The 15,962-nt window shown below is 48.0% G+C and carries 16 protein-coding genes; 2 read left to right on the top strand and 14 right to left on the bottom strand.

Translation table 11 applies throughout. The features are described from left to right. Nucleotide 1: 1 nt before the first annotated feature. From gspK to gspC, 9 genes are read right to left on the bottom strand one after another with little or no spacing between them, the layout of a single operon-like run. Nucleotides 2-988 (bottom strand): type II secretion system minor pseudopilin GspK, encoded by a 987-nt coding sequence (gene gspK, locus B2U97_RS03425; RefSeq protein WP_011235247.1) that lies wholly within the window; start codon nucleotides 986-988, stop codon nucleotides 2-4. Next, complete coding sequence (gene gspJ, locus B2U97_RS03420) at nucleotides 978-1,661, bottom strand: type II secretion system minor pseudopilin GspJ (RefSeq protein WP_011235248.1); 684 nt, start codon at nucleotides 1,659-1,661, stop codon at nucleotides 978-980. The genes gspK and gspJ overlap by 11 nt, the downstream gene beginning before the upstream one ends. Next, nucleotides 1,651-2,043 (bottom strand): type II secretion system minor pseudopilin GspI, encoded by a 393-nt coding sequence (gene gspI, locus B2U97_RS03415; protein WP_011235249.1) that lies wholly within the window; start codon nucleotides 2,041-2,043, stop codon nucleotides 1,651-1,653. Before gspI ends, gspJ begins: the two co-directional genes overlap by 11 nt. Before the next feature lie 2 nt (nucleotides 2,044-2,045). Then, complete coding sequence (gene gspH / locus B2U97_RS03410) at nucleotides 2,046-2,612, bottom strand: type II secretion system minor pseudopilin GspH (protein WP_231378587.1); 567 nt, start codon at nucleotides 2,610-2,612, stop codon at nucleotides 2,046-2,048. Continuing rightward, nucleotides 2,587-3,024: a type II secretion system major pseudopilin GspG gene (gene gspG / locus B2U97_RS03405; protein WP_011235251.1), complete on the bottom strand. Its 438-nt coding sequence runs from the start codon at nucleotides 3,022-3,024 to the stop codon at nucleotides 2,587-2,589. Before gspG ends, gspH begins: the two co-directional genes overlap by 26 nt. A 2-nt stretch (nucleotides 3,025-3,026) precedes the next feature. Further along, complete coding sequence (gene gspF / locus B2U97_RS03400) at nucleotides 3,027-4,253, bottom strand: type II secretion system inner membrane protein GspF (protein ID WP_011235252.1); 1,227 nt, start codon at nucleotides 4,251-4,253, stop codon at nucleotides 3,027-3,029. 3 nt (nucleotides 4,254-4,256) lie between these two features. Beyond that, nucleotides 4,257-5,741, bottom strand: coding sequence for a type II secretion system ATPase GspE (gspE, locus tag B2U97_RS03395; protein ID WP_011235253.1), 1,485 nt, complete (start codon nucleotides 5,739-5,741; stop codon nucleotides 4,257-4,259). Further along, complete coding sequence (gene gspD / locus B2U97_RS03390; RefSeq protein WP_011235254.1) at nucleotides 5,734-7,860, bottom strand: type II secretion system secretin GspD; 2,127 nt, start codon at nucleotides 7,858-7,860, stop codon at nucleotides 5,734-5,736. The genes gspE and gspD overlap by 8 nt, the downstream gene beginning before the upstream one ends. A 1-nt stretch (nucleotide 7,861) precedes the next feature. Then, a complete protein-coding gene (gspC, locus tag B2U97_RS03385; RefSeq protein WP_011235255.1) occupies nucleotides 7,862-8,737 on the bottom strand; it encodes a type II secretion system protein GspC in 876 nt (291 codons plus the stop codon). A 150-nt stretch (nucleotides 8,738-8,887) separates the two neighbouring features. Here gspC and hslR point away from each other — a divergent pair, with 150 nt between their 5' ends. Both hslR and hslO read left to right on the top strand, forming a co-directional pair. After that, on the top strand, nucleotides 8,888-9,289 hold the full coding sequence (hslR, locus tag B2U97_RS03380; protein WP_011235256.1) for a ribosome-associated heat shock protein Hsp15: 402 nt from the start codon (nucleotides 8,888-8,890) through the stop codon (nucleotides 9,287-9,289). A gap of 30 nt (nucleotides 9,290-9,319) precedes the next feature. Further along, nucleotides 9,320-10,144, top strand: a complete 825-nt coding sequence (hslO, locus tag B2U97_RS03375; protein WP_011235257.1) for an Hsp33 family molecular chaperone HslO — start codon at nucleotides 9,320-9,322, stop codon at nucleotides 10,142-10,144. 46 nt (nucleotides 10,145-10,190) lie between these two features. Here hslO and der read toward each other — a convergent pair whose 3' ends face one another. From der to ispG, 5 genes are all read right to left on the bottom strand, one after another. Beyond that, nucleotides 10,191-11,630, bottom strand: coding sequence for a ribosome biogenesis GTPase Der (gene der / locus B2U97_RS03370; protein ID WP_272990861.1), 1,440 nt, complete (start codon nucleotides 11,628-11,630; stop codon nucleotides 10,191-10,193). 3 nt (nucleotides 11,631-11,633) lie between these two features. After that, entirely contained in the window at nucleotides 11,634-12,875 is a 1,242-nt protein-coding gene (gene bamB / locus B2U97_RS03365; protein WP_011235259.1) for an outer membrane protein assembly factor BamB, read from the bottom strand. Further along, complete coding sequence (locus B2U97_RS03360) at nucleotides 12,875-13,489, bottom strand: YfgM family protein (RefSeq protein WP_011235260.1); 615 nt, start codon at nucleotides 13,487-13,489, stop codon at nucleotides 12,875-12,877. Before B2U97_RS03360 ends, bamB begins: the two co-directional genes overlap by 1 nt. Before the next feature lie 4 nt (nucleotides 13,490-13,493). Beyond that, nucleotides 13,494-14,771, bottom strand: coding sequence for a histidine--tRNA ligase (gene hisS / locus B2U97_RS03355; protein ID WP_286823032.1), 1,278 nt, complete (start codon nucleotides 14,769-14,771; stop codon nucleotides 13,494-13,496). 72 nt (nucleotides 14,772-14,843) lie between these two features. Continuing rightward, nucleotides 14,844-15,962 carry a flavodoxin-dependent (E)-4-hydroxy-3-methylbut-2-enyl-diphosphate synthase gene (gene ispG, locus B2U97_RS03350; protein WP_034822376.1) on the bottom strand — a complete coding sequence of 373 codons (1,119 nt, stop codon included), beginning with the start codon at nucleotides 15,960-15,962 and terminating at the stop codon, nucleotides 14,844-14,846.

Raw genomic sequence — 15,962 nt, 5'->3', positions numbered from 1 at the left:
ACTAATCTCCCATCGCCCGGTACAGGGTTTGTACTCGACCTTCGTTTAAATGTAATACCGAGCGCGCTCTCATTTCTACCTCGCCCCACTGAATCATCGCAACCAGCTGAAAATACTCACTACTCACGGTCAGTTCCGGCAACTCACCTTCTAATTCCGACCTCACTCCCGAAAGCTCAGCCAACTCAGCGAGTTCCTCATCGGATTCGTAGCCTTGAGGCGGCCGGTTATTCAACAAAGCCATAGCATCAGCAAGTGCTAGCTTACCTTCGGTAACCCCGGTTAAAACCGCAGCCTGATCCTGTTCCAGAGTATTAATATTAATTTTTAAGTCTGTCTCATTGGGAATAACGCAAGCAACAGAGTTTAAAGAATTGACAACTTTAGCGCTGTATCCACGCACCATTCTTAGTTCACTCATCTCAAGTAGTTGACTGTTTGCGGCCAAATAAGGCTTAGGTAGACTCTCGTAATCAGGGTCTTCGGCACCGTTACTGCCCGACAACTGACTGTCTTCATCCAGCCAGTCTACCAGACTGTCGGTTAAAATTTCGGCCTGATAGTTATCAATTTCCAGTGCTTCCAGCAGCGCTTTGTATTGTCGTTTGCGCTTTTCCAGAGTTCCGGGATCTTCTGCATCGGTAACCAGGCTATTAAGGTTAAAGCAACTGTATAAATCCCTGACTTTCGCGGCAATCTGCCCACCTTCTACCGGAAAAGGTCCGCTGCGCTGAGCCCAGTTTTGCTCTTTGTGCGCAACTCCATCGTTCTCTTCCAGCTCAGTTTGCAGCACTTCTTTTAGCACATCCTCTGCGCTTAACCACATCCAGTAGCTTTGTTCAGCTTGCTGCAAGTTGCCCATACGGGTTATTTGCAACTGCAGTTTGCCGCCTAAATTCACTGCAATAACCGACACAATAGCAATAACCAGCAAGACGGTTATCAGTGCCGCTCCGGCTTGTGATGACTTACGCGGGCTAATTGGCACGTTGCAGCCCTCCGCTATTACTTTCCACTTGCTGTCCTACTGCGGCTATCAAAAACACGCGTCTGATGGTGCCAAAGTTTTTGCTACGAATGGTCACTTCAACGGCTTGAGGCAAATCACCTGCGCTTTCCCAGTTGTCGCTCCAGCCTTGTTCTAACCCCTGATTCGCGTTACTCACGCCATCACTGCGGTAAAACCGAAAAGACAGTTCTTCAACGCCTTCTAATAAGGTCTGAACGGATGGCTCTGAGGAGCGATCGTTAACGAAAGTCTCGGTTACCCGTTGCAAATTCCCATCCCATAAACGGTAAACTACCGGCTGCAATTCGCTGCGGGGCATCATGTTACCGGGGTTATCAAAACCACTTCTGACAAAGGCCAGCACACCGCCGTCAGAATCGAAGTAACTCGGATCATTACTCAGGTATTGATGAGTCACTTCGACACCCGATGGTCGTGTTGGTTTAGCGACCATTTGCCGAATATCCTGCTGTATCAGCAACTGGCTAAACTGCAAACGTTCCAGTTGCTCGCGCTGTTTTTGAGATTGCTCTTCGGTATTGACCATTTGGTTCAGAACCTGAAAGCTGGCAATACCGATAATGGCAAATATCACCATGGTCACCAGCACTTCTACTAAGGTAAAACCCTTGTTTGCGGAGTTAACGACCATTGCTCGTTCCTCCCGCTGAATCCGGTTTACGCACATAGCGGGTTAGCCGAAAGTGCTCACGACCGTCCTCGTTTTTCATCACTTTCACCGTCACTGCAACAACATTCGGCGTGACGGTTTCAGTCACTTGTTGCTGCCAGTACCAGGTAACATCGGCCTGTTCCTGCTGGCCGCTCCGTTTATCTTCAAGTGGCCACTTTTGTTCAAGCGACAATTCTGCGAGGCGGTTAGAAGCTACGTACTGAGCAAAGGTTTTATCCTGCAAAGCACTTAACCCGGTCAGATGCCCACTAGCGGCCTGTAGTGCAGCAAGTGCCGCCAGACTGAACACCGACAAGGCAACCATCACTTCAATTAAGGTAAAGCCACGCACCCACCGCATAGTTACTCCGGAGCCTCGGCAGAAATACTGACTTGCCAGCTGTTTTCAGCAATAAGCCAACGTTCAGCATCGGGGTCGTTTAAATGCTCAATATGAACTTCAAATAGTGTCATTTCACCACTAGGTAGAATCAGAATATCGGGAATGATGCTGTCTTCGTCACTTTCCTCAGCAAACAACCCGCTACTCAGCGATTCGTTTTGTTCCAATATCTTCAGCCCCCGGCTAGTAAACTGCCAGCGTAGTGGCCATTCTGTTTCCTGCGCCCGCAAACCACGAGCGTTTTGTTCGCGCCATTGCTCATCTTTCCAGAATAAGAAACGATAGCCATCTTCTTGAAACTTTAATCCGAGAGGTTGTTGTCGAACCATGGCGTATTCGCGTGCATAGTTTAGCTGTTGACGTAAACTCACGGCCGCATTTTGAGGAGAGTCCTGCCCACGATCACCACCGGGCAGTGTAAACATGACAGCGCTGGCGATGAGACCAAGAATGGCCATCACCAGCATGACTTCAATTAAAGTAAAACCAACTGAACAACGCTTATTGATCACGATTGTTGTTGCCAATCATCCAGTTGCCAAAATCATCATCTGTTCCGGGCTGACCGTCCGGGCCCGGGGAAAAAATATCAACATCATCGTACTGACCCGGGTTCAGGAGTAAATAGTCATTGCCGTAAGGATCCTGCGGTAAACGACGAATATAACCGCCGCTGCGGTAGCTGCGAGGCTGCGGATCCATGTTCGGTTCATTGACTAAAGCCTCAAGTCCCTGCTCGGTCGTTGGAAACATACCGTTGTCTAAGTGATACTGAGCCAGTGCGTTTTCTAAAGCGACAATATCGGCTATCACTTTTTGCTCGTTGGCCTTTTCCTGATTACCCAGTACATTTGGTAACACCATAGTGGCCAAAATACCGATAATGGCAATAACCACCATTACTTCGACCAATGAAAAACCTTGTTGATTACGTCTCATACCTAAAGCCCTACACTATTATTTAATTGTAAAATGGGTTGAATGATAGACAGCACAATAAAGAAGACGATACCTGCCATCGTCACTATCAACACCGGCTCAAATACTTTTAAGCTGACCGACACCAAGTTTTCAAATTCTTTGTCCTGATTATCGGCTGAACGTTTTAACATTTGTTCCAGTTCACCGGACTTCTCACCTGCCGCTATCATGTGCAGCATCATTGGTGGGAACAACCCCGTTTCCTGCAACGCACCGCGCATTGACGCCCCTTCGCGAACGCGTCCGGCCGCTTCATCTACCGCCTGGCGTATGGCCAAATTACCGATAACTGATGAAGTAATACGTAGTCCATCAAGCAAAGGAACCGCCGAGGACGTCAGTATACTTAAAGTCCGGGCAAAACGGGCGGTACTCACACCTCTTATGACCTTACCCAGCATGGGAAGTTTTAACAGCCTTCGATGATATTTCAGGCGGTTCTTTTCATTTCTCAACCACTGGTTAAAGGCCACCAGTACCAAAGCAATACCAATAAGTAACCACAGCCCCCAGTTTTGCAAGAATTCACTAATGGCTATCATCGCCAGAGTGGTTGGCGGCAAGTCCTGGCCCATGGTTGAAAAGTTATCCACTATTTGCGGCACAATAGAAACCAACAGAAAAACCACAATGCCAATGGCAACCAAAGTCAGCATAAGCGGATAAATTAGCGCCTGAGTCAACTGGCTTTTCATGTGCTGCCGCTGCTCGGTATAGTTTGCCAGCTCATCCAATACGGTGTCTAAATGGCCGGATTTTTCACCTGCAGCGACCATTGCGGTATATAAAGAATCAAAAACACCGGGAAACTCCGACATAGCTTCGGCAAGGCCATAACCTTCAACCACTTTACTGCGTACCGACATCAGTAACTTTTTCAGGCGCGGCTTTTCGGTTTGATCAGCAACCGCTAACAATGCCTGCTCAATGGGCAACGCTGAACCTACTAAGGTGGATAACTGACGGGTAATTAATGCCAAGTCCTGCGCTTTAACCTTACGCTGTGGAAGCCCAAATCGGGGCTGTAAGGTTTTCTTTCTGTCTTGATCAGCGGCAGGTTCAATGGTTAAAGGCATTAAGCCTTTTTCACGCAATAACTGACGTACCTGTCGCTCAGTATCGGCTTCCAGTACACCTTTTTTCTTTCTGCCATTAGCTTCAACGGCTTGGTACTCAAATGCTGCCACCCTCTACTCCTCGCGGGTAACCCGCAGCACTTCTTCCAGCGTTGTTTTGCCTTTCAGTACTTTTGCTAAGCCGTCCTGGCGAATACCTGGGGTCGACTGCCGAATATACTTTTCAATAGACTGCTCACCGTGACCGTTATGGACTAACTCACGTACGTGGTCATCCACCAGCAGCAGTTCGTGAATACCGGTTCGTCCACGATAACCGGTGTGATTGCATCGTTCACAACTCCCTGCACGATAAATCACACTCGTATCTGAAGCATCAAGGCCCAGCATATTCTTTTCTTCGTCATCAGGCTGGTGCGGCTGTTTGCACTCGCTACAGAGTGTCCGCACCAGGCGCTGTGATAACACCGCCAATAAGCTCGATGAAAGCAGGAAAGGTTCTACGCCCATGTCTTCCAGACGAGTAATAGCGCCGGCGGCTGTATTGGTGTGCAATGTAGACAAGACCAGGTGACCGGTGAGCGACGCCTGCACAGCAATCTGCGCGGTTTCGACATCACGTATCTCACCAACCATCACTACGTCCGGGTCCTGGCGCAAAATAGCGCGTAAGCCGCGGGCGAAGGTCATATCCACCCGAGGGTTAACCTGAGTCTGCCCAATGCCATCAATGGCGTATTCTATAGGGTCTTCGACGGTCAGAATATTACGGTCCTTAGAATTAATTTCGCTAAGCCCGGCATACAACGTCGTACTTTTACCTGAGCCCGTCGGGCCGGTTACCAAAATAATGCCGTGGGGTTTGTAAATCAGTTCCTGGAAAATTTTTCGGTTCCCGTCAGTCATTCCCAGTTCAGTCAAGTTAAGCCTTGCGTTGTTCTTATCCAGCAAACGCAGTACCACCCGCTCGCCATGATTAGACGGCATGGTAGAAACCCGTACATCCACTGCCCGACCGGCAATCAACAAAGAAATACGACCATCCTGTGGAACACGCTTTTCGGCGATATCCAGCTGCGCCATTACTTTTATGCGCGACACCAGCAGCGATGACAACTTACGGTTTGGTCGTAACACTTCACGTAAAACACCATCTATGCGAAAACGTATAAGCAAAGCTTTCTCAAAAGTCTCAATATGAATATCTGAGGCGCCTTCTTTTATCGCTTCACTCAACATCGCATTAATTAGCTTAATAATAGGCGCGTCGTCTTCGCTTTCGAGCAAATCTTCGGTCTGCGGCAGCTCATCAGCAAGAGAGAATAAATCGGACTCATTGCCAATGTCTTCCATTAACTGCTGGGCTTCCGATGAGTCTCGTTGATAAGCACGAGTTAACAGGCTTTCAAAGTCGCTTGCGGCATGCTCCTGAAGAGTGACAGGTTGACCCAACGCGCGCCTAACTTCTTTTAACGCAGCAGCCGAAATACCTGCACGGCAATGCAAAATTAACGGCTCACCCTGCTCAACCACCACGCCAAAGCGTTTAGCAAAGCTGAAAGGAAGGCGAGCTGTTGCAATGGCACTGGCTTCAGTCATTTTGCTGCTCTTCATTTTGTTCGCCGATTTCTTTATCGCTTTCTTCGCTATTCTTCTTGTCGCTCTTCTCGCTACCTTGTTTTTTCAGATATTCGTCAAAGCCCGGCGGTAACGTCAGTTCACTGTCCCAGTCGTTAAGCAACGGTGAATCCTCAGAAGGCATTAGAGAGATACCGCGCGAACGTTCATCCAATTGCAGTGCCCGCATATAATTGTACTTTGCCGAACTTAACTCACGCATACGGTTACCGTCACGGACTATGGTTGGACGGATAAAAACCATCAGGTTGCGCTTTTGTTTAGAGGTTGACGTAGAGCTGAATAATTTACCTAAAATTGGTATGTCGCCTAATAAAGGAACTTTAGAGACCGACTCCTGCACGTCTTCGTCAATTAGACCGCCCAGTACAATGGTCTCGCCGTCGTCAGCCATAACCGTGGTTTTCAGTTCCCGCTTATTAATAATCACGTCAACCGCAGTGGCACCGCTTAAACTGGACACTTCCTGTTCTATCGTCATTTGCACGGCGTCCCCCTCGTTAATTTGAGGCGTTACCTTTAACTTAATACCTATCTCGGTGCGATCAACCGTCTGAAAAGGGTTGTCATTGTTATCCCCCGTAGTAGAGCCACTAATCGTAGGGACTTCCTGACCGACCAGGAAGCTCGCTTCTTCGTTGTCGACGGTAACAATACTTGGCGTGGCCAGAATATTTGAGCGAGTATCCTGAGTAACGGCCTGAACCACCGCTGCCCAGTCGTTCTGAATGGTGCCGAACATCATGCCGTTTACCGAGCCCAGTAAATTCGCCAGCAACGAGACATCACCAGGCTCATCCGGTTCTGTCGTCGTCACCTCGACTCCTCCATCTGTTATCCGGGTCGTCGTTGTACCTTCCCTTTCACGTGCTTGATAAGCACCCGCGGCCAAACTCCCGATAGGTACCTGATTACCATTATTATATTGAACCATACCGCCGTCTTCACTGATCCACTGCACGCCAAAGTCAACGTTATCGCCTTCCATAATTTCGACAATAATAGCTTCAACCTGAACCTGAGCACGGCGAATGTCTAAGTCCCTAATCACTTTTTCCAGCGACGCCAGCATGTCTTTTTGAGCGGTAATGACCACCGAGTTTGTCGGCTCATGCGGGCTGATACTGACCGTTTCATCACCTCCGGTACGACGGCGCTGAGTTGCATTACCGGTACCGGACTGTTGCTCGACTTCGGCCTGAATAGAACGGCTGACATCTTTCAACACCTCAACTACTTCAGGTGCTTTCGCATATTTTAAGTAGAAAACACGAGTGTTACCTTCGGTTTTTAAGTCCTGATCAAGCTGTTTAATCAACTTAACGACGCGGGCACGGGCACGGGGCTCACCGCTAACAATAACGCTATTACTGCGCTCATCAGCAACAATTTTAGGAATAAGTAACGCCGGTACGCCTTCATTATTTTTCTCGAACAGCGACTGAGCTATACGAACAATTTCACTGGCTGACGCATACTCCAGACTAATCATATCAACATCTTGATCGCCAGCCCGATCCACCCGCTCAATAATCTCTACTAAACGCTGCACGGTTTCAGCGCGCCCGGTCATCATGATCACATTTGATGGGTCATAACTGACGACCATACCGCCACCGCTTTGGTCATTTAGCTGACGCAATAAAGGAGCAAGCTCCCTTACGGAGACATTCTCTACCGGCACAACCCGGGTCACCATTGTGTCGCCCAGCATTTTTGTGTCACTACCAATAACAGGCAACGAAGAGGTTTTTGCGTCTTTATCACGAATGACTTTCAGGACACCGGACTCCATTTCAACAGTGGCAAATCCGTAGACCTCAAGAACATTAAGAAAAAACTGATAGTACTGCTCTTCATCCATCACATCATAGCTGCGCACATCTATTTTGCCCCGCACGTTAGGGTCGATAATGATGGTTTTACCTAAGTTTCGGCCGACAACCTGAATAAACTCGTTAATATCAGTATTTTTAAAACTGGCGGCATATTCTTCGCTGCTTAATGGTGAACTCATCAGTGTTAATGCCAAACCGAGAGCTCCCAACCATGCTTTTAAGCCACTCTTTGCCACTGTCATATCAATTATCCTGTTTTACCGGTAGCTCAAACGACAGTTCCATCCTTTCACCGCCGCGCTCAATTTCTATGGTGACTCGCTCTTGTTCCGACAGTTCCTGACTAGCAAGCATGGCCTGCTCCATGTCGGTCAAATCGTAGCCGTTAATAGCCACTGCAAGATCACCATTCTGGAATCCAGCATCCCGAAATAACTCGGGGTTCTTGCCTGAATTCAGTTTGTATCCTTTTAACTCGCCATTAATTTGTACTGGCGAAATATTCACGTAATCGAGTAACGACGAAGGATTATCAGCAACCTGGGCCAACTGTTGTTCAACAGTCGCATCATCATTAACCGGATTGCTGTCATCACTATCGACAGGTACCAGCGCACCAGAGTTATCTGAGTCACCTACAATTAAAGACAGTGCAGGCCTGTCCTCACCAATGTCTTCCATTTTCAACGTTTCTAATCGGCCGTTATTATCAAGAATAACGCGATCGGCATGAATCTCTTCTACAGTCACCGATGAACTGCCCAGGCTCTCACCAATAATGTAGGTTTGTTGCTTGCTGCCTTGCTGAATAATAGCTGCTGAACGTTCAGGGTTAGAGCTGGCAGAGACGCCTATCAGACGGACGTTTAATGATGTTTTCGGCGCATTTTGAACGCTTTTAGGACGGTTCCCCCGCTCTGCTGCTCCGAAAAGATTCAGCGTCGTTAAAGTCTCTAAATTCATCGAGCCAGTTGCAGTAGAATCAACCGTAACTATAGGTAACACCGCGCTGTCGTCGGGCTCTGCAGGGTTAATCAGTGACCAGGTAAACCGAGCCAGCAATACCGCAACCAAAAACCATGCGAAAGCCGTTAGCGCTTGCATTAAGCGGCGCCACATTTGAGTATCTTTAAATATTTGTTGGAGTCGGGCAGTCACTTTATTCTTATTCTTGTTACACTGACAAAAGGCGATTCATGCATTCTAGCGCAGGCGACATGAGTCAACAATCGGTTAACACAAAGTTTATAACGAATTCGTTGCGGTTTTATGACAAAAACTCGAAAAGAAAGTCCCATTCGTCTGGATAAATGGCTGTGGGCTGCAAGATTCTACAAAACCAGAGCACTTGCCCGACAAATGATTCAGTCAGGCAAAGTACATTATGATGGGCAGCGTAGCAAGCCTTCTAAGGTTGTTCAGCTTGGCGCTATTATCACTTTGCGTCAGGGCTTCGATACAAAAGAAGTTGAAGTCATGGAATTAAGTGAACAACGCCGCGGTGCCAGCGAGGCGCAATTACTCTATAGGGAAACCCCTGAGAGCATAGAAAAGCGCGAAAAAAATGCGGAAGCAAGAAAGCTTAATGCGTTGTATAATCCGCACCCGGATGGACGGCCAGACAAAAAGCAGCGCCGTCAACTTATCAGAATGAAAGACAGCGGTGAGTAAACCGCTTGTTGTCGATAAACAGGAGTGCCCATGGAATACCCAACTGATCAATTGTCACGCTACACCTTTGAAGAGCACGATGTGCGGGGTGAGCTCGTTCAATTGACCAGCAGCTACCAAACTTTGCTCCGTGGCCATGACTATCCTGCGCCAGTTCAGGAGTTGCTTGGGCAAATGATGGCTGCAGTATCATTATTAACTGCCACTTTAAAATTTGAAGGTCATATTGCAGTGCAACTTCAGGGCGATGGACCACTTAACTTTATAGCAGTTAATGGCAACCATAATCAGGAACTTCGGGGTATAGCCCGGTTAAGAGCCGAAATTGACAGCGCTGATTTGCAATCAATGATAGGCAAAGGCCAACTCATTATAACCCTGACTCCCGATACCGGTGAGCGTTATCAGGGCGTTGTCAGTGCCAGCGCCGATTCAATTGCAGCCATGCTGGAAGACTATTTTGAACAGTCAGAACAGCTACACACCCGGGTCTGGCTGCACGCCGACGGCGAACATGCAGCAGGAATGCTGTTACAGCGCCTGCCTGCAACCGGCATGGACTTAACCGGGTTCGAACATCTGGCCACTTTAACCAACACCATTACAGCCAAAGAAATTTTCACACTACCGGCTGAAGAGCTATTGCATCGTCTTTATCATGAAGAGCAAGTGCATCTGTATCCGTCACAGGAAGTCACTTTTGTTTGCGGCTGTTCACGTGAGCGCACGCTGGAGGCACTGGCCTCAGTAAGCCCGGAAGAAATTCAGGAAATTTTAGCCGAGGAAGGCGAAATTATGATGACCTGTGATTACTGCCTGACCGAGTACCGTTTTAGCCCCTCAGACTTTAATTAATAGATAAAGAAAAGCCTGCTCAATTAGCAGGCTTTCTCGTTTAAAACTATTTTTTCTTCTTCAGAAACTTCATCAAGCGTCTGCGTTTTCGCTGCTGCGACAAAGTAAGTTGGTTTTTCTTACCTTCATAAGGGTTAACCGGTTCACGGAATTCTACTTTTATTGGCGTACCCATAACGCCCAGAGATTTCCGGAAGTAGTTAATTAAATAGCGCTGATAAGCCCCCGGTAAATCCTTTACCTGGTTGCCGTGAATAATAATACGTGGTGGATTATAGCCACCTGCGTGCGCATATTTAAGTTTCACCCGGCGACCGCTTACCAGTGGCGGCTGATGCTCTTCCTGCGCCATTTCCATTATTTTCGTCAGCTTAGAGGTACTAATGCGTTGCGTTGCGCTGGCATAAGCCTCTTCAACCGACTCAAATAAATGACCAACACCTGTACCGTGCAGCGCGGAAATAAAATGCAAACGGGCGAAGTCAACGAAGCCTAAGCGTCTATCCAGCTCGCGCTTTATCTCTTCTTTGTGGTCGTTTTGCAAACCATCCCACTTATTCACCGCAATAACAATTGAACGACCGGCATTTAATGCAAAGCCAATTAAGTTGAGATCCTGATCACTGATAGTTTCACGTGCATCAACCACAATAAGGACAACGTTTGCGTCCTCAATTGCCTGCAGGGTCTTAACCACCGAAAACTTCTCGATAGCCTCACCAATACGCCCACGACGACGGACTCCTGCGGTATCAATCAGAACATATTCCCGCTCGTTCCGCTGCATAGGAATATACACGGAATCGCGAGTAGTGCCTGGCATGTCATAAACGACAACCCGCTCTTCACCTAATATGCGATTGATTAAAGTTGATTTACCGACGTTCGGACGACCAACAATAGCCAGTTTAAGTGGCAGCTTATCGTAGTCAATTTCATCATGCTCCAGCTCTTCAGACTCAACCTCCTTGGGCACGATAACATCGGGGTATTCTTCCGCTATTGGCTTAAAGCAAATTTCCAGTAACTGCTCAACACCACGGCCATGAGCCGCCGCAATACCGTAAAGTTCGCCTAAAGATAACGAATAGAAGTCGGCCATTGCCGAATGGGCATCAATACCGTCAATTTTGTTACAGACCAGGTAAACTTTCTTATTCTGCTTACGCAAATGGTCAGCAATGGCTTGATCACCAACGGTAACACCGTCACGCGCGTCCACCATGAAAAGAACCACATCGGCTTCGTCAACAGCAAGCAGCGACTGCTTTGCCATTTCTTCGTCAATGCCTTCTTCATCACCATGAATACCACCGGTATCAATAACAATAAATTGATAACCGTCGTAATTTGCCTGACCGTATTTACGATCCCGGGTTAACCCGGGAAAGTCCGCTACCAGTGCGTCGCGAGTTCGCGTTAAACGATTAAAAAGCGTGGATTTCCCCACATTTGGGCGCCCGACGAGCGCGACAACAGGTAACATCTCTTATTCATTTCCTGATTGAGTATCGAGCGCGATGATATCACCGTCCCGAGTTTGTACATACATAATGTTGTTATCCACGACAGGAGCAACATAGACTCCATCGCCGCCAACGTCGTAACGACCAACAATGTTGCCGGTTTCACTGTCCAGCCAATGCAAGTAGCCATCAAAGTCACCAACAACAATATTACCGCGATGCCATGCGGGCGCGCTTAGCTTACGCCCAAACAGCTCGGTGTTACTCCAACGCTCAATACCACCGCTCTGGTCAAGTGAGTAAACGTGGCTGTTCACATCGGTTAAGAAAATTCGGCCACTAGTCACCAACATGTTTTCAAATGCTTTGTAGTCGCGTTTCCAGCGTACTTCGCCACTCATGAGTTCAAGCGCGACCAGCTCTCCGTTAAACGCAACCATATACAGGGTAGTTCCCTGCGTAGCGGGTTTTGCGTCAACGTCGGCTAAACGTTCCAGTTCTGTACTTCCACTGGGCTTACCAATAGGCTGACTCCAGGCTTGCTGCCCACTGTCTGCAATTAGTACCATACCAGAACCGTTGCTATCACCAACGACAACACCACCACTAATAATCGCCGGAGCGGAGGCACCACGAACAGTCAGCATGGGTGTCTGATATTCATATTCCCATTGCTCTTCACCGGTTTCGGCGTCCAGACTAATAACTTTCCCACCACCAGTGTGAACGACGACACGGCCTTCGCCGACGGCTGGGTCTGACATGACCTCGTTGTTCACCTCGGTATGCCAAACAAGATCGCCAGTTTCAGCATCCAGAGCAACAACATCACCATTTTCAGTGCCCAAAAAGACACGATCATACTGAGCAACTAAGCCACCAGATATGCGCGCCGGGAAAGGGCTAGCAAATAAGCCGCTGAACCAACCTTCATCCGTAGCTTCATCAAATGTAATACGCTGACGCAAATCAATTCGCCAAAGGCGTTCACCTGTGGACTTATCAAATGCGCTGACGATGCCATTTCGGTCGGCGGCGAAAACCTTGCCATATTCAACCACAGGATTCAGTCGGGAGAAGTGCTCACCTATACCGCTTCCAACTGAGGCGTCCCATAAAACTTTTGCTTGTACTTGCTCGGAAATAGGCTGAAGTACAGCAAACTTAGGCTCTTCATCATCGTCGCCGAATATAGAGCAACCACTAACAAGAACTGCAGCAGTCAATAACAAACTGCCTTTGGTAAAGCGTTTAATCAATTGCATTATGACTTAACCAGGCTGTTGAGTTTCATTTGCAGCGCCGGAGTCAATGACTCACCAGCCTGCAATGCGCGTTCGTATGCGGCACGAGCTTCTTCGGTATTACCCTGCTCAGCCAAAATGTCGCCTTCAAGCTCTGCGGCAAAGCCCGCATAAGCTTCTGGCAACGGTTTCTTAACCAGACTTAAAGCAGCGTCAAGCTGTTCCTGAGCAATTAATACCCGAGCTAACCGGATACTGGCTAAGGCCGACATGTTTTCGTCTTCAGCGCTGTCGACTACCGACTGTAACGCAGTAACCGCTGTTGCTAAGTCAGCGCGCTCCACCGAGTGCTGAGCCAACTGCAAAGCCACCAACTGCGCGTAAACATTTTTGGGGTTCTCGCTGACAAACTCTTGCGCTTCCAGTACCGCGTTCTCGCTACCTTCAGAGAGTTCGGCCGTCAATTGCTCGTAATTTGCTGAAGCACGCTGCTGAGTTTCCAGCGTATGCTGGTCATAATAACGCCAGCCATAAAACAAACCAAAGCCAATAACCACGCCGGCAACAATACCTTTACCGTGTTCTTTCCAAAACTCTTTTAAACGTTCTACTTGTTGTTCTTCGGTATTATCCACCTGACTACCCTCTTGTCAGCGGCTGCAGAAACTCAATAAGTGCCTGCCAGCCCAGAGTTTGTTGTTCTTCAGCAGTGCGTAACGGTTTTACGGTTACCAGCTGCTGAGCGATTTCATCTGCACCGATAATGAGTGCCACTTGTGCACCCGACTTATCGGCTTTTTTCATTTGTTTCTTCATAGAACCGCCACCACAGTGGCTTACCAGTCGCAGTTCCGGTAATTCATTTCTCAGCTGTTCGGCAATTCGCGGGGCATTTAGTTCCGCTTCTTCGCCTAGCGGCATTAAGTAAGCATCAACCACTCGTCTTGGGGTGAGCTTACCTTGTTCCTGTAGCAACAGCACCAAACGTTCCATGCCCATGGCAAAACCGACTGCAGGCGTAGCCTTACCGCCTAATTGTTCAACCAGACCGTCATAACGACCACCGGCACAAACGGTACCCTGAGCGCCCAGAGCCGTGGTGACCCATTCAAACACGGTACGGTTGTAATAATCCAGACCACGAACCAAACGTTCGTTTAAAGTATATGAAATACCAGCCGCTTCCAGACGAGCCGTTAATTGCTCAAAGTGCTCTTTCGATTCAGCGTCCCAGTATTCGGATAGACTAGGCGCACCTTCCAGAATCTTCTGAGTCTTTTCGTCTTTACTATCCAGAATACGCAACGGATTGCTTTCAAGCCGGCGTTTACTGTCGTCATCCAGCTCGCTTTCATAGTCAGACAAGTAAGCTTTTAACGCATCACGGTAATTCGCCCGAGCTTCATTAGATCCCAGAGAGTTCAGTTGCAGCTCGACCTGATCAGCAATACCAAACTCGCGCCATAATCTAGCCGAAAGCAGAATGACTTCCGCGTCGGCATCGGCGCTTTCTAAACCAAAGGTTTCAATACCAAACTGATGAAACTGACGATAACGACCTTTTTGCGGACGTTCGTAACGGAACATAGGCCCCATGTACCACAAACGCTGAATTTGGTTGTACAACAAACCGTGCTGATTACCCGCACGCACGCAGCTCGCTGTCCCTTCAGGGCGCAAGGTCACACTTTCGCCATTGCGGTCATCAAAGGTATACATTTCTTTTTCGACAATATCGGTAACTTCACCAATAGAGCGTTTAAACAGTTGTGTGCTTTCCAGCACTGGCATACGGATTTCGCTATATCCGTAGCTTGCAGCAACACGTCGTATTACTGCTTCAACCTGCTGCCAGGCCGGACTCTGCTCTGGCAACAAATCATTCATGCCACGAATTGCTTGGATTGTATTCGCCACGGAACCTTCTCGTCTGGTTATCGATACAGAAAATAAGCGGGTATTATAGGGACTTTGTCGATGCGGGTAAAATCAACCGTTAATTTCTTTTACGTCAATTTTATTAGCTTCTATGAACTTAACCTGTTCGCGAATTTGAGCTTCCAGCTCATCCACTAAATTTTGGTTATCCAGCCGGAGTTTTTGACGTGCTCCGCCAATGTACAGGCCACTTTTGTTTTTTGCGCCAGCAAGACCTACATGCGATACCAGAGCCTCGCCCGGACCATTAACCACACAGCCTATAATTGAAACATCCATGGGAATAGTAATATCTTCCAGACGTTCCTCTAAGGCATTAACGGTGTTGATAACATCGAACTCTTGTCTGGAACAACTTGGGCAGGCAATAAAATTAATGCCCCGTGCACGAATACGCAGTGACTTTAATATATCAAAGCCAACTTTAATTTCTTCAACAGGGTCGGCAGCGAGCGAAACTCGCAGCGTGTCACCAATACCCTCTGCCAGCAACATGCCTAAACCAACTGAGGACTTAACCGCACCGCTACGCTTACCGCCAGCTTCGGTAATACCTAAGTGCAGTGGTTGATCAATTTCTTTCGCCAATAAACGATAGGATTCAACCGCTAGAAAAACGTCTGACGCTTTAACACTGACTTTAAAGTCGTAGAAGTCCAGCTTGTAGAGAATATTGACATGCCGCATTGCAGACTCGACTAACGCCTCGGCTGTGGGTTCCCCATACTTTTCTTGTAGATCTTTTTCTAACGAACCGCCATTAACTCCAATACGAATTGGAATGTTACGCTCACGTGCTGCATCTACTACAGCTTTTATTCTGTCTTCGTGGCCTATATTGCCCGGGTTGATACGTAAACAGTCAGCACCATATTCGGCAACTTTAAGCGCAATGCGGTAATCAAAGTGAATGTCAGTAACCAAGGGGACAGGACTGCGTAGCTTTATTTGCTTAAAAGCTTCGGCAGCTTCCATTGTTGGTACAGACACACGAACAATATCAGCACCAGCCTGAGCCAGCGCTTCTATTTGCGCAACGGTCGCATCAACATCGGTTGTTTCGGTATTTGTCATGGACTGCACAGCAATCGGTGCGCCATCACCAATAGGCACATTGCCTACATACAATCGGCGTGAAGGACGGCGTTTAATTGGATTTTCGTGCATCAT

The organism is Idiomarina sp. UBA3176 (assembly GCF_002364295.1).
GTDB lineage: Bacteria > Pseudomonadota > Gammaproteobacteria > Enterobacterales > Alteromonadaceae > Idiomarina > Idiomarina loihiensis.
This window is presented reverse-complemented; position numbering and strand designations above follow the sequence as displayed.